Raw genomic sequence first — 24,163 nt, 5'->3', positions numbered from 1 at the left:
GGCGCTCAGGCGGCCACGGTGTAGTTGAGCGTCATGCGGCCGCCGTCGGCCACCACGATTTCGCCGGTGACGTAGCTGGAGGCATCGCTGGCCAGCCAGGCCACCACATCGGCCATCTCGTCAGGCGTGCCCAGGCGTTTCAGCGGGGTGCGGCTCATGATGCGGCGCCGGGCCTCGTCACTGGTCAGCACCGATTGGGCCGCCAGTTCGGTCGCGATGGTGCCTGGGGCCACGGCGTTGACTCGGATGCCGTGATCGGCCAAAGCCAGGGCCATCACGCGGGTGAGCTGGTTGATGCCGCCCTTGCTCACGTTGTAGCTGGCGATGGTGGGAATGGTCAGCACGCCATTGACCGAACTCATGTTGATGATGGCGCCGGGCGCCCGCTCGGGGGTGGTGCCGGCCTGCTGCACCATGGCACGGGCCACGGCCTGGCCGACCAGGAAGGCCCCCTTGAGGTTGACGTCGAGCACGGCATCGAAGTCGGCCTCGGTGATGTCCAGAAAATCGGCGGCCTTGAAGATGCCGGCATTGTTGACCAGGATGTCGATGCGGCCGTGGGCCTGCAGCGCGCGGGCGACCAGGGCATCGACATCGGCCTTGCGGCTGACATCGCAGTGCACATACAGGGCGCCGGTCTCGGCCGCCAGGGCCTGGCCGGGGGCGTCGGCCACGTCGGCGATCACGACCTGGGCCTGTTCACGCACAAAGCGGCGCACGCAGGCCTCGCCAATGCCTTGCGAGCCCCCGGTGACGATGGCCACGCGGCCTTGCAGGCCGAACGAGATGGAAGCGTTGTGAGAAGTCATCGGGGCATGCTAACAGCTTGCCCCGCAGCGCCGGGCATGCGCCCGCAGGCGCTATGCTTGGCGTTCATTTCGGCCTCAGGGCCCCGTTTCAGATGTCACCCTTGATTCAAACCGATGCCGCCAGCGGCCAATCCAGTTTCACCCGCGTGGTGTTGGCCACCGGTGCCGACGGCCGAGCCTGTTTCCGTGAAGAATCGTTGCCCCTGAGCGAAGGCAAGCCGGCCTCGCAACTCAGCCCCTTCATGAGCGCGCAGGGCTACCAGTTGCGCCACAGCCCGGTGGGCTTTCGCAGCGATTTTCACTGCACGGGCGAGCCGCAGTGGGTATTCATTCTGCAGGGGCAGATGGAGATCGGCCTGCAGGGTGGGGTCTCGCGCGTGTTCGGGCCGGGCCAGCATTTCTACTCGGCCGACACCTTGCCGGCAGGCGCGGTGTTCGACCCTGCGGTGCATGGGCACTGGAGCCGGCAGGTGGGGCCCGATCCGCTGGTGACCGTGTTCCTGCGCGACTGAAACCCGCAGGCACCGGCCTCAGGGTCGGTAGTCCTCGGGCAGGCGCAGGCGCAGCAGGGCGCGCACAAAGCCGTGATCCGAGCGGGTGCGGCTGTGCCCCTCGTTGAGGTGGTCGGTGAAATACTGGATGCGGCGCACATCGCCCAGGCTGAAACGGCCTTCGGCCAGAAAGCCTTCGCTCACCAGGATCTGGTCCAGCACCTCGGGGCGGCCCTGGTGGATGTGGGAATAGGCCACGTCCTTGCGCAGCGCCATCTCGCTTTGCACGTCGTAGGCATTGAACAAGGCCAGGCGCCGGGCCGACTTGTCATAGGCCACCTCGGAGGTGGCGGCCACCAATTGGGTGGTGACGCTGGTCGGGCTGTCATTGAAGTCGCCCACCATCACCAGAGGGGCCTTGTCGGTGTTCAGCAGATCGACCACCAGGCCCCGCAAGGCCGCGGCCTCGGCGCCGCGCATCATCAGCGAGCGCAGGGTGGCCAGGGCCATGATCTTGGGGTCGTCGCGGTCTTCCAGCGATCGGCCCTGTGCATCGAGCAGAAAGCGCGGGCGCTTGGACTTGAGGTGCACGTTCAGCACGCGGATGCGCTGCCCATGCTTCATGCGCAACACCGCCAGCAGGGGCGGGCGCTCGAACTGGCCATGCACGCCGCAGCCCGGGATGTCGAGCGCCTGAGGCAGGGCGTAGTCGGTGAGGGAGCGGATTTCTTCCACGGCCAGGCGTGTGGCCAGGCCCAGCCGGGGGGTGCCGCTGGCGCCGTGCTGGTGCGCGTTGTTCTCGGCGCCTGGAACCCGGATCTCGTTGTAGTGCAGCTTGCTGCGGTGGATGGCGCCCTTGAAGGCGGCCTCATCCCACACCTCCTGAACGGCCAGGATGTCGGCGTTCAGGGTGGCGAAGCGCTCACCCAGCCAGGCGAGTTTGTGGTCAAACTCGTGCTGGGTGTAAGGGTCTTGGTTGGGGTAGTAGACCCGGCCAGGGTTGGCCAGGTTGAGCACATTGCAGGTCGCCACCGAGAGGGTGGCGTACCGCGTGTTGCCAGAGGAGGAGCCGGAAGAGGGGGCCAGGTCTTGCGACATGGCGTGGCTCAACGACCGAAGGAACGGCCACCGCCAGAGCGGTTGCCACCGAAGCCACCACCACCACCCGAGCGGCCACCGCCGCCGCCACCACCACCGAAGCCGCCGCGTCCACCGCGACCGCCCCGGCCGCGGTCGGCCATGCTGTCGACGCTGGTGCGCATCGGGTCGGGCTGGCCCACGGGCGTGCTGCGCTGGGCTGGCACGGCGCGGCCGGTCAGGCTGGCCAGCGCGGCGGAGGCGTCGTGGCGCACACCGGCCTGGCTTTCAAAGCGGTCGGCACCGCCGCCGCCGCCTTGGCGGGGGCCGCGCGGGCCCTGGCCTTGGCCGTGACCCGGGGCACGCGGCGGACGCGGCGCCTGGGCGCGTTGAGCACCGCCTTCACCCTGGCCGTCGCGGGCCGGACGGGCGCCACGGGGGCCTTGGCCTTGGCCGTTGCCATTGCGTTGGCCGCCACCGGCGGCACCGCCGCCCTGGCCACGACCGCCGCCGCCGCCATTGCCGCCGTTGCCCTGGGCTGCACCGTTGCCGCCGCCTTGGCCGGCCTTGTTCTCGCGGATGCGTTGCATCATCTCGGCACGTGCCGCCTTGGCCGCAGCGGCCATGACTTCACGGCTCGGCGGCTTGCCGGCGCCGCCCCAGATGGTCTGGCGGCCCATGGCGATGGGTTCGGCGCGCTCGCCGGGTTCGGGGCCGAAGCCGTCGATCACCTTGACGTCGATGTTCTGCTTGGTGAAGCGCTCGATGTCCTGCATGAAGCCTTCTTCGTCCAGGCAGACCAGGCTCACGGCCTCGCCGCTGGCGCCCGCGCGGCCGGTGCGGCCGATGCGGTGCACGTAGTCTTCGCTGACGTTGGGGATTTCGTAGTTCACCACGTGCGGCAGCTCATCGATGTCGATGCCGCGGGCTGCGATGTCGGTGGCCACCAGGGCGCGGATGTCACCGCTCTTGAAGCCCTGCAGGGCCTGGGTGCGGGCGCTCTGGCTCTTGTTGCCGTGCAGCGCCATGGCCTTGATGCCGTTCTTGGTCAGGAATTCGGCCACGTTGTTGGCGCCGAACTTGGTGCGGGTGAACACCAGCACCTGGCTCCAGTTGTGCTCCTGGATGATGTGGGTCAGCAGGGCTTTTTTCTTGCCGCGGCCCACCGGGTGGATCACCTGGGTGATGCGTTGCACGGTGGTGTTGCGCGGGGTCACCTGGATGCTTTGCGGGTTGCGCAGCAAAGTGGCGGCCAGGTCGCGGATCTCGTCGCTGAAGGTGGCCGAGAACAGCAGGCTCTGCTTTTCCTTGGGCACCAGGGCCAGCACCTTCTTCACGTCGTGGATGAAGCCCATGTCGAGCATGCGGTCGGCTTCGTCCAGGATCAGGATCTGCACATTGGACAGGTCCAGGTGGCCCTGTTGCTGCAGGTCGAGCAGGCGGCCCGGTGTGGCCACCAGGATGTCGACGCCACGCTTGAGGGTGCTGATCTGCGGGTTCATGCCCACGCCGCCGAAGATGACGGCGGAGCTCAGTTGCAGGTACTTGCCGTAGTCGCGCACCGACTCTTCCACCTGAGCCGCGAGTTCGCGGGTGGGGGTGAGCACCAGGGCGCGGATGCCGACGCCGCCCGTGCGGTTGGTGGCGCGGTTGCCCAGGCTCAACTTGTGCAGCACGGGCAGGGTGAAGGCGGCAGTCTTGCCGGTGCCGGTCTGGGCACCTGCCAGCAGATCCTGGCCTTCGAGCACGGCGGGAATCGCCTGTGCCTGAATGGGGGTTGGGTTTTCGTAGCCTTGTTCGCTAACGGCTTTGAGAATCGCCGGAGCGAGGTTCAGATCGTCAAAAGTCATGGTGTGGTGCCCTTGCCGGGCACTGGGGAATCGGCCTGTCCAGGCGCTTGGCAGCGCTGGGCCAGTCTAGGCAGATGAACTTCAGGGTGGGGCAGGCAAGGGCTTGGTTCAGGCCCTTTTGCCCCGCAGCAGATCGCTGATGTTGCGTTTACTGGTGAGCGCAACGAGGGTGATTGTCGCATGAGTCGATAATCACGGATTGATTCGTCACTTTTTCCATCAAAGCAGAACATGGCCCAATACGTTTTTTCCATGAACCGAGTCGGCAAGATCGTGCCGCCCAAGCGTCAGATCCTGAAGGACATTTCGCTGAGTTTCTTCCCGGGCGCCAAGATCGGCGTGCTGGGCTTGAACGGCTCGGGCAAGTCGACCCTGCTGAAGATCATGGCTGGCATCGACAAGGAGATCGAGGGTGAAGCCATCCCCATGGCCGGCCTGAAGATCGGTTACCTGCCGCAGGAGCCCCAGCTCGACCCCGAACAGACCGTGCGCGAATCGGTTGAAAGCGGCATGGGCGAGATCAAGGCCGCCCAGCAGCGCCTCGAAGAGGTGTACGCCGCCTACGCCGAGGAAGACGCCGATTTCGACGCCCTGGCCGCCGAACAGGCCAAGCTCGAAGCCATCATCGCCACCGCCGGCGACGCCTCCGACCACCAGCTCGAAATCGCGGCCGATGCCCTGCGCCTGCCGGCCTGGGATGCCGTGATCGGCAAGCTCTCGGGCGGTGAAAAGCGCCGCGTGGCGCTGTGCCGCCTGCTGCTGTCCAAGCCCGACATGCTGCTGCTCGACGAACCCACCAACCACTTGGACGCCGAATCGGTCGACTGGCTGGAGCAGTTCCTGGCCCGCTTCTCGGGCACCGTGGTGGCCATTACCCACGATCGCTACTTCCTGGACAACGCCGCCGAGTGGATTCTGGAACTCGACCGGGGCCATGGCATTCCCTACAAGGGCAACTACAGCACCTGGCTGGACCAGAAGCAGTCTCGCCTGGAGTCGGAGCAAAAGGGCGAAGAAGCCCGTGCCAAGGCGCTCAAGAAGGAACTGGAGTGGGTGCGCCAGAACGCCAAGGGCCGTCAGGCCAAGAGCAAGGCCCGTATCGCCCGCTTCGAGGAACTGAGCGATTACGAATACCAGAAGCGCAACGAAACCCAGGAAATCTTCATTCCTGTGGCCGACCGCCTGGGCAGCCAGGTGATCGAATTCAAGGGCGTGAGCAAGTCCTTCGGTGACCGCGTGCTGATCGACAACCTCACCTTCAACATCCCGGCAGGCGCCATCGTCGGCATCATCGGCCCGAACGGGGCCGGTAAGTCGACGCTGTTCAAGATGATCGCGGGCCGCGAGCAACCCGATTCGGGCGAAGTGGTGGTGGGTCAGACCGTCAAGATGGCCTATGTGGACCAGAACCGCGACGAGCTGGCCAACGACAAGACCGTCTGGGAAGACGTTTCCGGCGGGCTGGACATCCTCACCGTGGGCAAGTTCCAGATGGCCAGCCGCGCCTACTGCGGTCGCTTCAACTTCAACGGTGGTGACCAGCAGAAGAAGGTCGGCCTGCTGTCGGGCGGTGAACGTGGCCGTCTGCACCTGGCCAAGACCCTGATCGCCGGCGGCAACGTGCTGCTGCTGGACGAACCCTCGAACGACCTGGACGTGGAAACCCTGCGCGCCCTGGAAGACGCGCTGCTCGAGTTCGCAGGCACCATCCTGGTCATCAGCCACGATCGCTGGTTCCTGGACCGCATCGCCACCCACATCCTGGCGGCCGAAGGCGATAGCCAGTGGACCTTCTTCGACGGCAACTACCAAGAGTACGAAGCCGACAAGAAGAAGCGTCTGGGTGAAGAAGGCGCCAAACCCAAGCGTGTCCGATTCAAGGCACTGAAATAAGCGTAAAAAACTGAAACAATGACGGGGCCCCATGGCCCCGTTTTTGTGTCGGGTCGGGCCGTACCCTAGGAGCCTGTCCATGTCAGCCCAGCCGCCCAGCAGCCAGCCCTCTGCCGTGCTTCAGGAGTGCCTGGAAGACGCGCGTCGCGAGGCGCGCCTGCTGATCGAGAAACTGGTCGATTTCACCCGCCACAACCTGCGTCATCGCGAGAGCGCCGGGCGCAACTTCACCGACCGCAATGCGGTCACCGCGGCGATCGATGAGTTGGGGCGTCATCAACGGGGGCTGGTCGATGGCTTTGTGACCCGGGTCAACCAGGGGCTGATGGCATCGCCTCAGGCCGCCACGGAGAAAGCCCAGAACCAGTCGCTGATGCAGCTCAAGTTCGACCAACTGGAGCTGATGGACGAGGACCAGGTGCAAAGCCGGGTCGAGCTGGCGCGCGCCCTGCAGATGACCCTGCACGCGGTGGATCCCACGCTGCCCGAACTCAACACCCTGAGCTGCGCCTTGCAAGGCCTGCCGGTGGTGATCCCCGACCGCAACCCCTTTCGCCCCGAGATGTACCTGCGCGCCTTGCAGGCTTCGCTCGAGAGCGTGCCGGTGTCGGCCGCCGTGCGCATGGTGTGGACGCAGCAGATGTGCAGCCTGCTGGGCACCGAGCTCAACGATTTCTACCGCTTTCTCAACCACAAGCTGAAGCAGCGCGGCATCAAGCCGGCCCTCTACACCGTGGCCCAGCAGGAGGCCAGCAGCCGACCCGTGTATGTGCCGGAGGTCCTGCCTGTCGCGGCCCCTCCCTCCATGGGCGTTGTCGGTTCCGCTCGGGGCAGCGCGCCCGTCAGCGGCGCGGGCCTGGGGCAGGGCGGGTCGGTTGTGCCAACGGGTTCTGCGGCGGGGCGTTCGGTGGCCTCCGGCAGCCCCGCAGCGTCAGGCCGTCGCGTTGGCGCAGGGGCTCCACCGCTCTACCTGGATGCATTGCCACAGTCCTTGCCGGGTCCGCTGGTAGCACGTGACGCGGACGACGCCAGTGCTCTCACGGTCGGTCAATTGCGGCGCCTCCTGGCCAGCGATGGCAACGCCCGTGGGGCACGTGCTGCAAGTCCGGATGCCTCGCGACTGGAAACCTTTGCACAGCAATTTGAGCGGCGGTTTGAGGCCGAGGCTGAGCCCGATGAGGTGAATCACACCGATTTCGACAGCACCCTGCCGGCGGCCTTCGATGCCTTGAGCAGCGAGCGGGAGATGAGCCAGGTTCTGCAGCGCCTGGCCCAGCGCCAAGGGGCGCTGGCCCCGGCAGGGCGCCCGATCAGCGTGCGTGAACTGCGTGAGCAACTGCGCCGACAAGGGCAGGAGGTTGGGCCGCTGGTGGCGCTGGAGGTGGTTGCCTTGATGATCGACAACATCACGCGTGACGCCCGGTTGCCGCAGGTCGTGCGCCAGACCGTGCGCGAGTTGGAAAATCCACTGGCCCAGTTGGTCGTGGCTGATCAGCGCTTTTTCAGCGACAAGGCGCATCCAGCCCGCCGCTTGCTGGACGAGCTGACCCAGCGCAGCCTGGCTTTCGAAAATGAGAGTGCGCCGGGTTTTGAGGCCTTCATGGCCCCGGTGCGCCAGGTGGCGGAGATGCTGGGCGGGGCTGCCATTGACGGCCCAGGTCCGTTCGAGGTGGCTTTCAAGGAGTTGGAGCGCACCTGGAGCGAGCACCAGGAGGCTGAACGCCGCAAGCGCGATCTGGCGGTCAAGGCCTTGTTGCACGCTGAGCAGCGCAATCTGTTGGCGACCCGCCTGCGCCACGAGCTCAAGGCCTTGCCGGGCCTGGCCCAGGTGCCTGCCGAGGTGAGTGAGTTCCTGTTGGGCCCATGGGTGCAGGTGATGGCCCAGGCCCGGCTGGGTGACCGGGCGTCGGAAGGCGACCCCGGGCATTACCTGGCCCTGGTCGACGAACTGTTGTGGAGTGCCCAGCCCGTGCTCACGCGGCGCAACCCTGGACGTCTGACGAGGCTGATCCCCAGCCTGCTGGGGCGCCTGCGTGAGGGGCTCAAAACCATCGACTACCCGCCAGTGCAGACCAGCGCCTTTCTTGAAAAGCTCATCGTTCTGCACCAGGCGGGCTACCGCACTGGCGTTGCGGCGCCCGCACAAGCGCCTTCCGAATTGCCGTCGGCAGCATCCAGGCCGCCCGCTGAGCTGCCGACCGCCAGCCCCACTGAGATCGAGTTGGATGACAACCCGGCCTGGCTGGCCCCCCAGGAGGCGCGGGACTCCGGTTTCCTGACGCTGCCGTCCGAGCAACCTGCCGAGGACGAGGCGCTGCCTTTGTTGCCGCCCTTGGCCAACGAAGCGCTACCCAATCTGGAGTTGGGCAACTGGGTGGAGATGAACACGGGCCGGGGCTGGCAGCGCTCTCAGCTGACCTGGGCCAGCCCGCATGGCACCTTGTTCCTCTTCACCCGCCCAGACGGCAGCACCCAGTCGATGACCCGGCGGATGCGGGAGCGCATGATGCGCGAGGGCCTGATGCGGGTGCTCAGCACCCAGCCTGTGGTCGCGGGTGCCCTGGACGAAGTGGCGCGCACGGCCTTGCGCAACACCGTCTCCACGCCCGAGGCCGATGCTGGCGGCGGACCCGGGCCGGTCACAGGCTGAGGTGGTTCAGGGGGGGGCACTGGCCGGGTCGTTGGCGCCCGGCTCACCCCCCAGGCGGCGCCGCACCCATTGCAGGTGGCTGCGCAGCGCGTACAACTCGTCGGTGTAGGACAGGGGCAGGTGGATGTGGCCCAGTTGCTGCTCCACCTCGTCCAGTTCGGCCAGCAGGCTGGGCGCGTCGGCCTCCTGCCGATCGAAACGGCCTTCGATGTCGCGCAGGCGCCCGTACCAGCGGAACACCCGGGAGCGCACGCGGAAGGTGTACAGCGGCGGTATCACCCGGCTCAGGGGCAGCACGATGGCCACGATCACGCCCAGGGCCAGGGCCATGCGCTGCACCAGGTTGGCCAGCCAGAAGGGCAGGTGCCGTTGCAGGATCGAAGGGCCCTCGGTGTAGGCGCGTTCGGCTTCGCGGCTCAGCGGCAGTTCGCTGTGGTTGAGGTTGGGGAACTCGCGCGCCCGGTTGAACCAGCCCGCCCCGCCATGCAGGCGCAGCGCCTGCTGGGCAAACAGCTGCTGCAGGGCCGGGTGGGTGTCTTCATGGGCCAGCAGCGAGGTGGTCGAGGCCACCAGGCGCAGCTCGCGCCCGGGCAGGTCACGCGCCAGGTCCACCATGCCGCGCGGCAGGGTGACTGGGCTCAGGTAGGGAAAGCGTCGCGCATAGGCCTCGCTTTGCACAAAGTTCATCAGCTGCACGCCGGGCGTCTGCAGCAGCATGCGCACAAAGGCCGATTCGGGGGCCGAGGCAAACACCACCACATCCAGCTCGCCCCCCAGAAAAGCCACCACGGCCTCGGTCTGGGGCAGGTGCGACAGCTTGAGCCTGGCCGGGTCCTGGCCATTGGCCTGCAACAACTGGTTCATCAAGGCCGGCACGCCGGTGCCGGGGGCGCCCACGTTGACGCGCAGGCCACGCAACTGGACCAGGCTGTTGAGCGTGAGCTTGCTGCCCGCAGGCTCCGGGCTGGCCGGGCTGGGCCGGTAAAACACCCAGATCGGCTCGACAAACAGGCTGCCCAGCGACACCAGGGCCTGGTCATCGTCCGCGCTTTCGGCCGAGGCCGTGCCGCCTTGCACAAAACCCAGGTCGGCGCGGCCCTCGGCCAGCAGCTGCAGGTTGGCGGCGGAGCCTTCGGAGGGCAGCAGGTGCACGGTGATGCCCTCGCGGGCCAGGGCCTCGGCATAGGCCTTGCCAAAGCGTTCGTAGGCGCTCTGGGCCGGGCCGGTGGCCAGGGTCACCTCGCGCGGCGGGTTGGGGTTGAGCCACCAGTAGGCCAGCCCGAGCAGCAGCACCGGCAACAGCGCGATCGGCCCGGCCGAGACCAGCAGGTCGCGCAGGGTCAGCAGGTAGTAACGCAGGGTGCGTGACAGCTTGGACATGGTGACCCCTCAGCGTGCCGCCCGCAGCTCGGCTGCGGCGGGCAGGTGCAGGCCCTCGGCCGTGGTCAGGCCCCGGGCGGCCAGCACGGCGTTCAGCGTGGCCCGGGCGGTGACTTCGGCGGCCAGCGTGGCCAGCACCATCATGCCCGGTGTGCTGGCGGCGCGGCCGGTGGCCAGGGCGAACACGGTGTCGCCATCCGAGGGGGTGTGCACCGGGTTGATGGCCCGGGCCAGCCCGTCGTGCCCCGAGACGGCCAGTCGATGGGCCTGGGCCTTGCTCAGCGGCGCGTCGGTGGCCAGCACGGCCAGGGTGGTGTTGGTGCCGGGCAGCAGGGGTTTGGGGGGCTCGCCGCGCAGCAGGGCGCGCCGGCTGTCCAACAGGCCCTTGCCGTTCAGGGTCCGGGCCCCGGCGACCACGGCGCCGGTGTCCGGGTCGATCACATCGCCCAGCGCATTGCAGGCCACCAGCGCGCCCACGGTGACGCCGGCCACCGTCAAAGAGGCCGTGCCCACGCCCCCCTTCATGGCCCGGTCGATGCCGAAGATCTTGCCCACGGCGGCACCTGTGCCGGCGCCCACATTGCCTTCGGGCGGGCGGCGGGTGCCGGCCGCCACGCAGGCCGCATAGCCCGCAGCGGCGTCCGGGCGGATGCGCATGTCGCCCACCAGCAGGTCGAACAGCACGGCCGAGGGCACGATGGGCAGCCGGCCCACGCCCACGTTGAAGCCCACGCCTTGCTCCTCCAGCCAGCGCACGGCCCCCGTGGCCGCCTCCAGTCCCCAGGCACTGCCGCCGGCCAGCACGATGGCATGCACCTGCTGCACCAGGTTCGAGGGGTCGAGCAGATCGGTTTCGCGGGTGCCCGGGGCGGCGCCGCGCACGTCCACCCCGGCCACCGCCCCGTCACGGGCCAGGATGGCGGTGCAGCCGGTGGGGCGGCGCGGGTCGGTGAAATGCCCCACCTCGATGCCGGGCACCTCGGTGATGCTGCCGGGGTGGCGGCGGCGTGGGGCTGGGGAGCCTGTTGGGGCGGGGCGGGGGGCTCGGACGGCAGAGGTCATGGCGGGGGCGGATTTTCGAGACAGACGGCGCCCGATTATGGGCGCTGTCAGGCTTGCGACCCGCCGTGGGCCTGTTCAGTGCACGTGGCTGCCCGTTGCTGGCTTGCGCACGCTGGGCAGACCGGGCTCGGGGGCTGTTGGGGCCGCAGACGCCGGGGGCTCGATCGCCTGGGCACCGTGGGCTGAATGATCGCCTGCCGTGCCTGCAGCCTGTCCATGGTCATGCCCGTGGTGGTGCATGGCGCCCGGCGCATTGGCCGCCGGGGCCGCCGGCGGGCTGCCCTTTGCCCGCACCGGCTCGGGCAGCGGGCCGGTCCATTCGCGGGCCACGCTGCCGACGGGGGGATTGAAGGGGCCGGGGTCGCTGTAGTCGCCTGGCTTTTGCCCGCGCCGCACCTTGAGCAGGCTGAACATGCCCCCCATCTCCAGCGGGCCGTAGGGGCCGGTGCCGGTCATCATGGGCAGGGTGTTCTCGGGCAGGGGCATGCGCATGGCGCCCATGTCGGCCATGCCCCGGTCGCCCATGGGCATGTAGTCGGGCACCAGCTTCTGGATCTTGTCCAGCACGGCACGCTGGTCCACGCCGATCATGGTGGGCACGGCGTGGCCCATCGGGCCCATGGTGTGGTGGCTCTTGTGGCAGTGCAGCGACCAGTCGCCTTCCTCGTCGGCCACGAACTCGATCTGGCGCACCTGGCCCACGGCCACATCGGTGGTCACCTCCGGCCAGCGGGCCGAGGGGGGCACGGGGCCGCCATCGGTGCCGGTGACCGTGAATTCATGGCCGTGCAGGTGCAGGGGGTGGTTGGTCATGGTCAGGTTGCCCACCCGGATGCGCACCCGGTCGCCCTGGCGCACGTTGAGGCTGTCAATGCCCGGGAACACCCGGCTGTTCCAGGTCCAGAGGTTGAAATCGAGCATGGTGCTGACCTGGGGCGTCATCGAGCCGGGCTCGATGTTGTAGGCCGCCATCAGAAAGCAGAAGTCACGGTCGACCTTGGCAATGTGCGGGTGGCGCTGGCGTGGGTGGGTGACCCACAGGCCCATCAGGCCCATGGCCATCTGCACCATTTCGTCGGCATGCGGGTGGTACATGAAGGTGCCGGGTCGGCGCGCAGTGAACTCGTAGACAAAGGTCTGACCGGGCTGGATGGCCGGCTGGGTCAGGCCGGCCACGCCGTCCATGCCATTGGGCAGGCGCTGGCCGTGCCAGTGCACGCTGGTGTGTTCGGGCAGCCGGTTGGTCACGAACAGGCGCACCCGGTCGCCCTCGACCACCTCGATGGTGGGGCCGGGGCTCTGCCCGTTGTAGCCCCAGAGATTGACCTTCATGCCGGGCGCCATCTCGCGCACCACAGGCTCGGCCACCAGGTGGAACTCCTTCACCCCGGCATTCATGCGCCAGGGCAGGGTCCAGCCGTTCAGGGTCAACACCGGGTTGTAGGTCGCCCCCTCGGGGCGCCAGGGGGCGGCGCTGTCGGCGTCGGTCTGGGTGGCGGGCTCGGGCAGGGCGGCGAGGGCACTGCGGGCCACGGCGGCACTGGCCACCGCACCGGCCAGGGCGCCCGAGAAAAATTGTCGTCTTTGCATGGTCAATGTCCTTGGGGTGTGGCTGCGGGGGCAGTGCCTTGGGGGTAGGTCAGGCTCAGCGCACCGGGCGAGGTGCCGTTGAGCGCCAGGCGCAGGTCGGTGTCGGCCAGCCAGAAGTCGCGCCGGGCCTCAATGGCTGCGTTCACGCTCAGCAAGTTGCTGCGGGTTTCGCTCAGCAGATCCCACACGCTGAGCAGCATGCCGTTGTAGCGCAGCAGGGTTTCGTCGCTGAGCTGGCGGCGCAGCGGCAGCACCTCGGTCTCGTAGTGCCGGGCCAGGGCCCAGGCCGATTGCCAGGCCTGCCAACGCGTGCGCGCCTCGCTGCGTGCCAGCACGGCCACCTCGCGCACCCGGGCCTGACCTAGGCGCAACTGGGCCTCGGCACGGGCCTGGCGGGCCTGGCCCTGGTCGAACAGCGGCAGCGGCACGGCGATTTCAAAACTGCGCTTGCTGTCGCGGTTGCCCGGGGTGGTCACGGTGTTGTAGCCCGCGCCCAGCTCGAAAGCGCTGACATAGCCCGTCACCCGGGTGAAGCCCATGCTGGCCGCCACATGGCGGTATTCGTCCTGGGCCGCCCGCACATCCAGCCGTTCGCGCAGGGCCTGGGCTTCGTAGTCGGGGGCGGGCTGCAGGGCGTCGGGCAAGGCCGGCAGCTGGGCGGGCAGTTGCAGCGACTCACCGCTTTCCAGGCCCAGCAGGCGGATCAATTGCTCCCGGCTGGCCTGGGCCTGCAGGCGGCTGCGTTGCAGCTGGGCCCGTATGTCGGCCAGCACGGCCTGCTCGCGGGCCTGTTGCAGCCGGCTCCAGTTGCCGGCCCGCACCATGGCGTGGCCCAGCTCGACGGCCGCCTCGGCGGCCTCCTGCACCTGGGCCAGGTAGTCGGCCGTCTGCTGGGCTGCCACGGCGCGCACCCAGGCGCGGCGCACGTCGGCGCTCAGGCGCAGCACCTCTTGAGCGGTCTGCAGGCGGCCCAGGGCCAGCTGCCGGTCTTGCCATTGCAGGCGCCAGGGCAGGGTGATCAGGCTCCACAGATCGATGCGCAGCAGGCGCTCAATTTCGACCTGCTGGCCTTCCACCACCCGCCCCAGGCCCAGGGTGGGGTTGGGCCACAGGGCCATCTGCTGGCGCTGCGCATTCGACACGTCGAGCGCCGCCAGCGCGGCCTCCAGGGCCGGGTTGTTGAGCAGGGCCAGGCGCTGGGCTGCGTCGGCGTCAAGTGGGTGTGACAACAGGCGCTGGCGGGCATCGCCCACGCTTTCGCCGGCAGGGGCTTGCCATTGGCTGGCTTCAGGGCCGCCATGCTGTTGCACCAGCGTGCGCATGTCGGGGATGTCGGCGCCATCGGCGGGGCCGCCCGGCGAGGCACAGGCGCCCAGCAGACCGGCGGCCAGCAGACAGGACGCGAGGAGGGGGACAGGGCGGCGGCAGCCACCCGGGGTTTGGGACATGAAGGTCACTCCACAATCGTGAGAACAGACGCCGCCTGGCACTAGGCCTGGGCAGGCGGACACCGCACCGCAGGCTCTAAGGAGCCTGGCGGGGCAAGGCGAACGGGTTCTCAGCCGATGGGGGGTTTGAGGTGTGGCGCCAGATGGGTGCTCTGGAAGCGTGTCACCGGCGCTGTGTGCACAGCCTGAGGCAGAGGGCCGCCGAGGCAGACCGGCAGGGCCAATGCCAGCAGCGGCAAATGGCACACCTGGCAGGCATTGCACAGGCCACCGTGGTCGGCTGGCCCGGCATCGGGAGTGGCGTCGGTCGGCGTGGTGGTGACCAGCGCTGCGGCTTCGTGACAGGGCGCCAGGGCCTGGCTCGCTGCCTCGACCGAAGCGGGCCCTTGCAGCGACGGCAGGCTGGCGAAGGCCATGGCGTCGCCCACCCACACTCTGAGGGTGAGCAGGCAGATCAGCAACAGCAGGCCGGGGCGACGCATGGCGTGATCATAAGCCCAGGCCGCAGGGGCCCTCTGTGCCAGGTCAAGCCAGGCGGCCGCGGGCCTTGTCGATCCAGACTTGCAGGTGGTCGATCAGGCCTTGCTGGCTGAACGAGCAGCTTTCTTCCGAAAACAGGGCCGAAGACTCCAGTCGATCCAGCAACTGGGACAGAACCTCGCGGAAGGCGGATGGCAATGCCGAGAGCAGTGATTCAAACAGACGGGCCTGGCGACTGAACTCATGAGGAGACAGGCTGCCATCGCGTAGATGCTCGAACAGAGCGCTCAGGGAGTCAAGTTGAGTGGAGGGCGTCATGTGGGCAGGTCGGGGCACGTTGGGCACGCGGGGCTTTTGTTCGTTGTGTGGAAAGCATCAGGAATTTCTGATCGCAACAGCGCTTGCCTTGCGGCATTTTCGTTGAATTCGTTGAATTTTTGATCCGTGCCTCAGGACAGGGCTTGTCACTTCCTAGAATAGAAACATGTTGAAACTCATAAATGCCAAGCAATTGAGGCTAGGCATGTATGTGCACAAGTTTGAAGGGTCCTGGTTGCACCACCCTTTCTGGCGCAGTGCCTTTTTGCTGGAAGATCAAAAAGACCTGGATGCGATCGCGGCCAGTGGGGTGAGCGAGCTGTGGATCGATCTTTCCCGCGGTTGTGGATTGCCCGACGCGTCGCCGGTGGCCGTGGCTGAGCCGGCACCGCCACCCGCCCCATCTCCGGCACCCGCCCCGGCACCAGCGCCTGTGAGGCAAGCTGGCACCAGCATGAGCCAGGAGCTGGTGCAGGCCAAGCGCATTCTGCTGCAAAGCCGCGAGGCGGTGACGTCCTTGTTCAACGATGTGCGCTTGGGCAAGGCCATCGATGTCAATGGCGCCATGCCGCTGGTGGAAGAGGTGACCTCGTCGGTGATGCGCAACCCCGGCGCCCTGGTGAGCATCGTTCGTTTGAAGAACCGTGACGACTACACCTACATGCACTCGGTGGCCGTGTGCGCGCTGATGGTGGCCTTGGCGCGCCAGCTGGGCTTGGACGAGGCGCAGAGCCGCGACGCGGCCATGGGCGGGCTGATGCACGATCTTGGCAAGGCCTTGATGCCTCTGGATGTGCTCAACAAGCCCGGCAGCCTGACCGAGGACGAGTACGGCATCATGAAACGCCACCCCGAGGCCGGCTGGAAGCTGCTCAAAGAGGGGGGCGGTGCCACGGCGGCCACCCTCGATATCGCACTGCACCACCACGAGAAAGTGGATGGCTCCGGCTACCCGCATCGGCTCAAGAGCACCGACATCACGCTGCTGGCGCGCATGGGGGCAGTCTGCGATGTGTATGACGCCGTGACATCCAACCGGCCTTACAAGGCCGGATGGGATCCGGGCACCTCGATCCGGCGCATGAATTCATGGGCCGGCCATTTCGACCCGGTGATCCTGAAAGCCTTCATCCGCAGCATCGGTATCTACCCGGTTGGATCGCTGGTGCGGTTGGAGTCCGGCCGCCTGGCGGTGGTGACGGAGCAGAACGACAGCTCGCTGCTCACACCCAAGGTCACGGTGTTTTTCTCGCTCAAGTCGAACGAGCCCATTTCGCGCCAGGTGCTGGACCTGGCCGGTCGTCACAGCCACGAGAAGATCGTGGCGGTGGAAGACAAGGAGAAGTGGGGCTTCAAGTACCTTGACGAGATCTGGTCCGAGGCCTGAGGGGCGGCCTTCCGGCCCCCACTGGGTTCACAGCTTGGCCAGGCGGTCGAGCGCCGCCAGCAGCGTCTCGTCCTTCTTGGCAAAGCAGAAGCGCACCACGCGCTGGTCAAAGCCATTGCCATAGAAGGCCGACAGCGGGATCGCCGCCACGCCGATCTCGCGCGTGAGCCACTGGGCAAAGTCGGCCTCGCCCAGGTCGCTGACCTCGGAGATGTCCACGCACTGGAAGTAGCTGCCCTCGCTGGGCAGCAGCTTGAAACGGGTGCGCTCCAGCCCGGCGCGGAACAGATCGCGCTTGCGCTGGTAGAAGGCCGGCAGGTCCAGGTAGGGCGTGGGGTCGGCCATGTAACGGGCCAGGGCATGCTGCACCGGGGTGTTCACGGTGAACACGTTGAACTGGTGAACCTTGCGGAACTCGGCCGTCAGCGGCGCCGGGGCGGCCACATAGCCGACCTTCCAGCCGGTCACGTGGTAGGTCTTGCCAAAGCTCGAGACGATGAAGGCGCGGGCGGCCAGGCCGGGAAAGCGCGCCGCGCTCTGATGCGTCTGGCCATCGAACACCATGTGTTCGTACACCTCGTCGCTGATCAGGAAGATGTCGGTCGGGGCCAACAGGTCTTGCAGGCGCAGCATGTCGGCCTCGCTCCACACGGTGGCGCTGGGGTTGTGCGGCGAGTTGATCAGGATGGCCCGGGTGCGCGGCGTGATGGCGGCGGCAATCAGGTCGAAGTCGGGGCGGAAGGTGCCTGGCGTGAGCGGTACGCGCACCACCACGCCGCCGGCCAACTCGATGTTGGGCACATAGCTGTCGTAGCAGGGCTCCAGCACGATCACTTCGTCGCCGGCACGCACGATGGCCAGGATGGCGGTGATGATGGCCTGGGTGGCGCCGGCCGTGACGGTGATCTCGTCGGCGGCACTGTAGTGGCGGCCATGCAGGGCTTCAATCTTGCGTGAGATGGCCTCGCGCAGGGCCGGCACGCCGGCCATCGGCGGGTACTGGTTCAGGCCTTGCTGCATGGCCTGGGTCACATCGTCCACCAGGCGCGGGTCGCAGTTGAAGTCGGGGAAGCCCTGGCCCAGGTTGACGGCGCCGGTCTCGGTGGCCAGGGCCGACATCACCGTGAAGATGGTGGTGCCCACAGCGGGCAGCTTGGTTTGCAGCGGAGGGGTGCGGCCGGTGGCCGGGCTGGCGTTGGTGCTCATGGCGGACGACGGATGAAGTGGGTTCAGATCAGAGTTCGTAATCGTTCACATGGCCACTCAAGGCCTTGGCGATCAGTTCGCGGCTGAGGCGGTCGCTCAGCAACTCAGCAAATTTGTACACGAAATTGCGCAGGTAGGCGCTGCGCTTGAAGGCCACGCGGGCCACGTTCTGACCGAACAGGTGGCCCATGGGGCGCACGGCCAGGTCGCCGATCGGGTCATCGCGCACCGCCATCTCGGCCACGATGCCCACGCCCAGGCCCAGGCGCACATAGGTCTTGATCACGTCGGAGTCGATGGCCTCCAGAGCGATGCGGGGCTGCAGCTTTTTGGCTGCAAAGGCCTGGTCGATGCGCGTGCGGCCCGTGAAGGAGGGGTGGTAGGTGATCAGCGGCTCGTTGGCAATGTCTTCGAGGCTGAGGCGCTCTTTCTGCACCAGGGGGTGCTCCGGCGGGAGCACCAGCACGTGCTGCCATTCGTAACAGGGCAGGGTGACCAGGTCGGCATAGTCGGCCAGCGATTCGGTGGCGATGCCGATTTCGGCCACCTCGTCGAGCACCATGCGGGCCACCTGGTCGGGGGCGCCCTGGTGCAGGCTGACGTTGACCTTGGGGTAGGCCTCGCGCAGTCGCGCCACCGGCACCGGCAGCACGTAACGGGCCTGGGTGTGGGTGGTGGCGATCGAGAGGGTGCCGCTGTCCTGGGCGCTGAACTGTTCGCCGATGCGACGCAGGTTGCCCACTTCGCGCATGATCAGTTCGATGCTCTTGAGCACGTGCTGCCCTGGCTCGGTGATGCGTTTGAGGCGCTTGCCGTGGCGGGCAAAGATCTCAACCCCCAATTCCTCTTCGAGTTCGATGATCGCCTTGGACACCCCAGGCTGCGAGGTGTGGAGCGCCTTGGCGGCTTCGGTCAGGTTCAGATTGCGCCGGGCGGCCTCCTGGACGAAGCGGAATTGGTGCAGGTTCATATCGAATATCGGCTAAAGATGCTGGGCATTATGCTGCAGAAGTCTAATGAATCCTGCCGGCCCAGCCCCGTTCAGGGGGCCAGGGCGACCACGGCCAGGGCATCCAGGATGTCGGGGTGTTCGCCCACGGCATCGCTTTGATCGAAGGCCACCGCCGGGTGCTGACGCGCCAGCTCGGCCATCAGCACCGGCAGGTCTTCGCGGGCGTGGCGGCCCACACCCAGGAACATGGGCACCACGCGCACCCGCGAGGCGCCCTCGGCGATCAGTGCTGCGGCGGCCTCGGGCAGGCTGGGGGAGGTGAGTTCGAGGTAGGCGCAACTCACGGGGGTGCCGGGCGAACGCTCGCGCACGCGCTGGGCCACGGCCTCGATGGGGCGCGCCCAGGCCGGGTCGCGCGAGCCATGGGCAAACAAGATGATGGCGGTCATGGGGTGGGGGTACTTTCTCGGGCTGCAGGCTGTGGGGTCAGCGGCGCAGCACCAGCCAGCCAAACGCGGCCAGCGACATCAGTGAATAAATCAGTCCGGGCGCGGCGGCCACCACCCACGGCACCCAGTTCTGCAGGTTGCCGATGTAGCCGAACACGTTGTTGAGCAGGAAGAAGCTGATGCCCGCCATCACACCGCCAAACACATAGGTGGCAATGCCGCCCGAGCGGAAGTGCAGGTAGGCAAAGGGCAGGGCCAGCACCACCATCACCAGGCAGCTCAATGGGTAGAACACCTTGCGCCAGAACTCGATCTCGTAGCTTTGGGCGCTTTGTCCGTTGGCGTCCAGGTGCTGGATGTACTCGAACAGGTCAATCGTGCGCATGCGATCTGGCTTGAGCAGGGCGGCCGAGGCCATCTCGGCCGTGATCTGGGTGGGCCAGCGCAATTCTGGCAGCTTGCGCTGGTCGATGCGGGCGCTGGAGCGCTCTTCGTTGGGAAACTCGCTGCGCTCGACCTGCTCCAGTTGCCAGGAATCGTCCTGGTTGAAGTGCCCTGTCTCGGCCCGCGTCATCGACACCAAGTGTCCTTGGGGGTCGAACTCGAAGATGCGGATCTTCTGCATGCCACCATCTGGCCGCATGCGGGCGATGTTGACCGCATACGAGCTGTAGGCCTGGCGCTCTTTCATCCAGGCACCGGTCTGGCCGGTGGTCAGCCGGCCCTGGTAGCGGGCTTTCATCAGTTGGCCAGCCCGTTCGGCCGCGGGCGCCAGGTAGTCGCCCACGGCAAAGGTCGTGATCACAAAGGCCAGGCCCAGCGTCAGCAGGGTGCCCAGGGCGCGCCAGGGGCCGAGCCCGCCGGTGCGCAGAATGGTGAATTCGGAACTCTGCGCCAGGTTGGCCATCACGAAAATGGTGCCGATCAGCACGGTGATCGGGAACAGCTCATACAAATGACTGGGAATGGCCAGGCCCACATACATCAGGGCCTGGGTGATGTGGTAGCCACCCTGGTTCACCCAGCGCAGCTCATCGACCAAGTCAAAAAAGAAGAACAAAGCCAGAAAACCCAGGGTCACGAAGGACACGGCGCTCAGGATCTGCCCATACAGATAGCGGCGGATGGTGTTCATGCCGCCTCCCCAGCGCTCAGCCGGCGCATCAGCAGGTGGCGCCAACTCCAGTTGTAGTGCCGTTTGGCCAGCAAGGCCAGGCCCACGACGCCGGCACCACCGTGCAGCAGCAGCATGAACTGGCCGGCCTGGATGCTGCCGTTGGCCACCCAGTTCTGCCCCAGGTTGATGAAGTTGTAATAAACCACGAACGCAAACAGCGCGAACACCAGGCTGCCGGCGCGCCCGGCGCGCGGGTTGACCACCGACACGGCCAGGGCCAGCACCACAAAGTTCAGGCCGGCCAGGGCCAGGCCCAGGCGCCAGGTCAGCTCGCCCAGGTTGGGCGGGGTCGGGTCGCGCAACAGGCGCAGGGTGGACAGGGCCTTGGTCGGCCCGTCATCGGCTTCGATCAGGCTGGTGCTGCCGACCAGGGTGCCGTATTCGCTGAAATCGCTGACCTTGATGCTGCCATCGCTCATCAGTTGCTCCATGCGCTGGCCCTGGCTAAGCATCACGTAGCGGCCATGCTGCAGGGTTTCGATGCGTGCGGTGCGGGCCGAGGTGACGGCTTCCTTGCCATGTTCCTGTGCGGCAATGAACACATTGCTGCCGGTGGTGTTGTCGTTGGACTGCTTGTCCACAAAGAACACCCGGGCCCCATTGGCCGATTCCTGGAACTGCCCCGGGGCCACCCGTTCCACATCGCCGCGCTTTTCGTAGTGGTCGCGCATGTCCTGCACCTGCTGGTTGGACCAGGGCCAGCCCACCAGGGCCAGCAGCGCGATCACCAGCAACACGGGCCAGGCAAAGCGGAACAGGGGCGAAACGAAACTGGCCAGGCCGCGTCCGCTGGCAAACCAGATCACCATCTCGCTGTCGCGGTACATGCGCGACAGGGTGCCGACAATGGATACGAAAAGGCTCAGCGCCAGGATGGTGGGCAGATGGCCCAGCACCGTGTAGCCCATGACCATCATCACGTCGGACGGGCTGACGGCGCCACGCGAGGCCTGTCCCAGGGTGCGGATCAGCATCATGGTCATGACCACCGTGGCCAGCACCACCAGCGTGGCGCCGAAACTGCGGGCCAGTTCCTTGCGCAGAGTTGAATGGAATAACATAGAACGAGATAAAAGGGTGATTATGAACTTTGAACTGAAACCCCTCAGCCTGTCTGCGGCCGCTGCCGAGAAGGCTGATCTTCTGGTGATCCTGGTGCCGGAGGGCTTCAAGCCTGGCCCGGACACCCTGTCCACCGTGCTGGCGCAGGCGCTCAAGGCCGAAGACTTCAACACCAAGGCGGCCCGCCTGCTGTCGGCCTACCGGCTGGCCGGTGTCGGCAGCGCCCGGGTGGTGTTTGCCGGTGTGGGCGATGGCTCGGCCAAGGCCGTTCGTCAGGCCGTGCAGGCAGCCTTGGCCTCGGTGCGTGCCGAATCCGTCAAGCGCCTGACGCTGGTGTTTGCCGGCGCCGAGGTCTCGGCCGCCGCCGTGCGCTCTGCAGTGCAGGCCGTGGCCGATGGCAGCTACGTCTACACCGCCACCAAGCCGCGCGCCGACGCCCGTGTGTTGCAAAAAGTGACCCTGGGTCTGGCCGCCGCCCCGAATGCCGAGCAGCGCGCCGCCCTGGCCCAGGCCACCGCGGCCGTGCTGGGGATTGAACTGGCCAAAGAGTGGGGCAACCGCCCCGCCAACCATGCCACGCCCACCGATCTGGCCGCGGCCGCCAAGGCGCTGGCCAACCGGGGCTCCGGTGTCCAATGCGAGGTTCTGCTGCCGCGTGATGTGGCCAAACTGGGCATGGGCTCGTTCATGGCGGTTGCCAAGGGCTCCGAGCAGGAGCTGCGCTTCATCGTGCTGCGCTACCAGGGCGCGGCCCGCACCCAGGCCCCCGTGGTGCTGGTGGGCAAGGGCATCACTTTCGACACCGGTGGCATCTCGATCAAGCCGGCCGGCGAAATGGACGAGATGAAGTTCGACATGTGCGGTGCGGCCAGCGTGCTGGGCACCTTCCGTGCGTTGGCCGAACTCAAACCCAAGATCAATGTGGTGGGCCTGATCCCGGCCTGCGAGAACATGCCCGACGGGCGGGCCCTCAAGCCCGGCGATGTGGTGACCAGCCTCAGTGGGCAGACCATCGAGGTCTTGAACACCGACGCCGAAGGCCGCCTGATCCTGTGTGATGCCTTGACCTACGCCGAGCGCTTCAAGCCGCGTGCCGTGGTCGATATCGCCACGCTCACTGGCGCTTGCGTGGTGGCCCTGGGCGCCGTGCGCTCGGGCCTGTTTGCCACCGACGACACCCTGGCCAATGCCTTGCAGGCGGCGGGTGACCGGGCCCATGACCTGTGCTGGCGCCTGCCGCTGGACGAAGACTATGCCGAAGGCCTCAAGAGCAATTTTGCCGATGTGGCCAACGTGGCAGGGCGCGCCGGTGGTGCCGTCACAGCGGCCAAGTTCCTGCAGCGCTTTGCGGGCAAGTTCCCCTGGGCCCACCTTGACATCGCGGGCACGGCCTGGAAGAGCGGCAGTGCCAAGGGGGCCACGGGCCGTCCGGTGGGCTTGTTGCTGGAGTACCTGCTGAGCCAGGCCAACCATGATGCGCACCAGCCAGTCGCCAAGGCGCCGGCCAAGACCGCTGCTGCCAGCAAGCCCGTCAAGGCCCCCGTCAAGGCCAGCACACCACGTGCCAAACCATCCGCCGCCAAGAAGGCATGACCGAGATCGCCTTCCACTTCAACATGCCGCAGAAGCTGCCCTATGTGCTGCGGCTGATCCGCAAAGCGGTGGCGGCGGGGGCGCGTGTCACCGTGACCGGGGCCGAGGCGCAGCTGCGCACGGTGGATACGCGCCTGTGGGAGTTGGCTCCCCAGGAGTTCATTCCCCACTGTGCGGCGGGTGCCGAAGCCCATGTGCTGCAGCATTCACCGGTGCTGCTGACCGCCGACCTGTCGCTGCAGAGCCAGCCGCAGGTGCTGGTCAATGTCGGCGCCGAGGTGCCGTCCGGCTTCGAGCGCTTCGAGCGTGTGATCGAGATGGTCAGCCTCGAAGACGCTGACCGCCAGGCCGGGCGTGCACGCTGGCGCCACTATGCCGATCGTGGCTACGCCATCCAGCGCCACGACATCCAGGTCAAAGGAGGTGCTTGATGAGCCAACCCCCCCGAGTTCCCCCGCGCTTTGTGCCCACCCTGACCGAGGTGGTGCAGGTGGCGGCGCCGCCCGCAGCGGCGCCCGTCTTTGATGCGCTGGCGTTTGAAGAGCAACTGGTGCACCGGGTCATGCAGCGGGTGGACGCCTTGCTGGAGCAGCGGGTGCGGCAGGCCGTGACCCATGTGATCGAGGAGCAGACGCGCAGCCTGCTGCCCAGGCTGCGCGAAGAGCTGGACTCCGTGGTCCGTGGCTCGGTCAGCGAGGCGCTGGCGCAGGAGCTGGCCTCGCCGCGCTGAGGCGGCATGAATCACGTTTGACCCACCTCATTTCGGCGCTGTTGTTTTTGATGACTTATCGTGTTCCCTGATGTTTCTGTTGTGTGGATTGCGCTATCGTGGCTGTCACTGAGTCAAGATCAACCTCAGCACTTATCTCGGAGTCTCTTATGCAAATGAAGTTGAAAATCACCGCTGTTGCTGCCCTGGCAGTTCTGGCAGGCGCTGCCTCGGCACAAGACGTCCAGGTCGTGAAGATCGGCCACGTCGCCCCGATGTCGGGTGCCCAGGCCCACTACGGCAAGGACAACGAGAACGGCGCCCGCATGGCCGTTGAAGACCTGAACACGCAAAACATCGTGATCGGTGGCAAGAAGATCAAGTGGGAACTGGCCGCTGAAGACGATGCAGCCGATCCGAAGCAAGGCACGGCCGCGGCACAGAAGCTGTGCGACGCCAAGGTCGCCGGCGTGGTCGGCCACCTGAACTCGGGCACCACCATCCCGGCCGCCAAGGTGTACAACGACTGCGGCATCCCGCACATCACCGGTGCCGCCACCAACCCCAACCTGACCAAGCC

At 67.0% G+C, this 24,163-nt stretch carries 22 protein-coding genes; 8 read left to right on the top strand and 14 right to left on the bottom strand.

Annotated elements, in window-relative coordinates:
• Positions 1-5: 5 nt before the first annotated feature.
• Positions 6-809: an SDR family NAD(P)-dependent oxidoreductase gene (locus F624_RS0115180; protein ID WP_019575175.1), complete on the bottom strand. Its 804-nt coding sequence runs from the start codon at positions 807-809 to the stop codon at positions 6-8.
• Positions 810-901: 92 nt separating this feature from the next.
• Between F624_RS0115180 and F624_RS0115175 the strand changes: the two genes are divergently transcribed.
• Positions 902-1,321 (top strand): cupin domain-containing protein, encoded by a 420-nt coding sequence (locus tag F624_RS0115175; protein ID WP_019575174.1) that lies wholly within the window; start codon positions 902-904, stop codon positions 1,319-1,321.
• An 18-nt stretch (positions 1,322-1,339) separates the two neighbouring features.
• Here F624_RS0115175 and F624_RS0115170 read toward each other — a convergent pair whose 3' ends face one another.
• A complete protein-coding gene (locus F624_RS0115170; RefSeq protein ID WP_019575173.1) occupies positions 1,340-2,398 on the bottom strand; it encodes an endonuclease/exonuclease/phosphatase family protein in 1,059 nt (352 codons plus the stop codon).
• A gap of 8 nt (positions 2,399-2,406) precedes the next feature.
• Complete coding sequence (locus tag F624_RS0115165) at positions 2,407-4,227, bottom strand: DEAD/DEAH box helicase (protein ID WP_031255139.1); 1,821 nt, start codon at positions 4,225-4,227, stop codon at positions 2,407-2,409.
• A 231-nt stretch (positions 4,228-4,458) separates the two neighbouring features.
• Between F624_RS0115165 and ettA the strand changes: the two genes are divergently transcribed.
• On the top strand, positions 4,459-6,120 hold the full coding sequence (ettA, locus tag F624_RS0115160; protein ID WP_019575171.1) for an energy-dependent translational throttle protein EttA: 1,662 nt from the start codon (positions 4,459-4,461) through the stop codon (positions 6,118-6,120).
• 79 nt (positions 6,121-6,199) lie between these two features.
• On the top strand, positions 6,200-8,770 hold the full coding sequence (locus tag F624_RS32545; RefSeq protein WP_019575170.1) for a DUF1631 family protein: 2,571 nt from the start codon (positions 6,200-6,202) through the stop codon (positions 8,768-8,770).
• Between the two features lie 6 nt (positions 8,771-8,776).
• On the opposite strand, the gene F624_RS0115150 is transcribed toward F624_RS32545, so the two are convergent.
• The 6 genes from F624_RS0115150 to F624_RS0115125 form a co-directional block, all read right to left on the bottom strand.
• Positions 8,777-10,150 carry a TAXI family TRAP transporter solute-binding subunit gene (locus tag F624_RS0115150; RefSeq protein ID WP_019575169.1) on the bottom strand — a complete coding sequence of 458 codons (1,374 nt, stop codon included), beginning with the start codon at positions 10,148-10,150 and terminating at the stop codon, positions 8,777-8,779.
• 9 nt (positions 10,151-10,159) lie between these two features.
• Positions 10,160-11,212, bottom strand: coding sequence for a P1 family peptidase (locus tag F624_RS0115145; RefSeq protein ID WP_157443478.1), 1,053 nt, complete (start codon positions 11,210-11,212; stop codon positions 10,160-10,162).
• A 75-nt stretch (positions 11,213-11,287) separates the two neighbouring features.
• Positions 11,288-12,802 (bottom strand): multicopper oxidase family protein, encoded by a 1,515-nt coding sequence (locus F624_RS0115140; RefSeq protein WP_019575167.1) that lies wholly within the window; start codon positions 12,800-12,802, stop codon positions 11,288-11,290.
• 2 nt (positions 12,803-12,804) lie between these two features.
• Entirely contained in the window at positions 12,805-14,250 is a 1,446-nt protein-coding gene (locus tag F624_RS0115135) for a TolC family protein (protein ID WP_043426060.1), read from the bottom strand.
• Positions 14,251-14,360: 110 nt separating this feature from the next.
• Positions 14,361-14,732, bottom strand: coding sequence for a hypothetical protein (locus F624_RS0115130; protein WP_019575165.1), 372 nt, complete (start codon positions 14,730-14,732; stop codon positions 14,361-14,363).
• Positions 14,733-14,775: 43 nt separating this feature from the next.
• Positions 14,776-15,048 carry a hypothetical protein gene (locus F624_RS0115125; RefSeq protein ID WP_031255132.1) on the bottom strand — a complete coding sequence of 91 codons (273 nt, stop codon included), beginning with the start codon at positions 15,046-15,048 and terminating at the stop codon, positions 14,776-14,778.
• 166 nt (positions 15,049-15,214) lie between these two features.
• Here F624_RS0115125 and F624_RS0115120 point away from each other — a divergent pair, with 166 nt between their 5' ends.
• Complete coding sequence (locus F624_RS0115120) at positions 15,215-16,435, top strand: cyclic di-GMP phosphodiesterase (RefSeq protein WP_031255130.1); 1,221 nt, start codon at positions 15,215-15,217, stop codon at positions 16,433-16,435.
• A gap of 27 nt (positions 16,436-16,462) precedes the next feature.
• Here F624_RS0115120 and F624_RS0115115 read toward each other — a convergent pair whose 3' ends face one another.
• From F624_RS0115115 to lptF, 5 genes are all read right to left on the bottom strand, one after another.
• Positions 16,463-17,641 carry a pyridoxal phosphate-dependent aminotransferase gene (locus tag F624_RS0115115; RefSeq protein WP_019575162.1) on the bottom strand — a complete coding sequence of 393 codons (1,179 nt, stop codon included), beginning with the start codon at positions 17,639-17,641 and terminating at the stop codon, positions 16,463-16,465.
• Between the two features lie 28 nt (positions 17,642-17,669).
• Complete coding sequence (locus tag F624_RS0115110) at positions 17,670-18,611, bottom strand: CysB family HTH-type transcriptional regulator (protein ID WP_019575161.1); 942 nt, start codon at positions 18,609-18,611, stop codon at positions 17,670-17,672.
• A 71-nt stretch (positions 18,612-18,682) separates the two neighbouring features.
• Positions 18,683-19,042: a sirohydrochlorin chelatase gene (locus F624_RS0115105; RefSeq protein ID WP_019575160.1), complete on the bottom strand. Its 360-nt coding sequence runs from the start codon at positions 19,040-19,042 to the stop codon at positions 18,683-18,685.
• 37 nt (positions 19,043-19,079) lie between these two features.
• The gene (gene lptG, locus F624_RS0115100) at positions 19,080-20,177 is read right to left on the bottom strand and encodes an LPS export ABC transporter permease LptG (protein ID WP_019575159.1); all 1,098 of its coding nucleotides are present in this window, start codon (positions 20,175-20,177) and stop codon (positions 19,080-19,082) included.
• Positions 20,174-21,280, bottom strand: coding sequence for an LPS export ABC transporter permease LptF (gene lptF, locus F624_RS0115095; protein WP_019575158.1), 1,107 nt, complete (start codon positions 21,278-21,280; stop codon positions 20,174-20,176). The genes lptG and lptF overlap by 4 nt, the downstream gene beginning before the upstream one ends.
• 22 nt (positions 21,281-21,302) lie before the next feature.
• On the opposite strand from lptF, the gene F624_RS0115090 reads away from it, so the two are divergent.
• The 4 genes from F624_RS0115090 to F624_RS0115075 form a co-directional block, all read left to right on the top strand.
• Positions 21,303-22,874, top strand: a complete 1,572-nt coding sequence (locus F624_RS0115090; RefSeq protein ID WP_019575157.1) for a leucyl aminopeptidase — start codon at positions 21,303-21,305, stop codon at positions 22,872-22,874.
• A complete protein-coding gene (locus F624_RS0115085) occupies positions 22,871-23,305 on the top strand; it encodes a DNA polymerase III subunit chi (protein ID WP_019575156.1) in 435 nt (144 codons plus the stop codon). The genes F624_RS0115090 and F624_RS0115085 overlap by 4 nt, the downstream gene beginning before the upstream one ends.
• The gene (locus F624_RS0115080; RefSeq protein WP_031255127.1) at positions 23,305-23,604 is read left to right on the top strand and encodes a hypothetical protein; all 300 of its coding nucleotides are present in this window, start codon (positions 23,305-23,307) and stop codon (positions 23,602-23,604) included. Before F624_RS0115085 ends, F624_RS0115080 begins: the two co-directional genes overlap by 1 nt.
• 149 nt (positions 23,605-23,753) lie before the next feature.
• The coding region (locus F624_RS0115075; RefSeq protein WP_043426069.1) for an ABC transporter substrate-binding protein at positions 23,754-24,163 on the top strand (410 nt) is incomplete at its 3' end.

It is taken from the genome of Curvibacter lanceolatus ATCC 14669 (assembly GCF_000381265.1).
GTDB classification, from domain to species: domain Bacteria; phylum Pseudomonadota; class Gammaproteobacteria; order Burkholderiales; family Burkholderiaceae_C; genus Curvibacter; species Curvibacter lanceolatus.
This window is presented reverse-complemented; position numbering and strand designations above follow the sequence as displayed.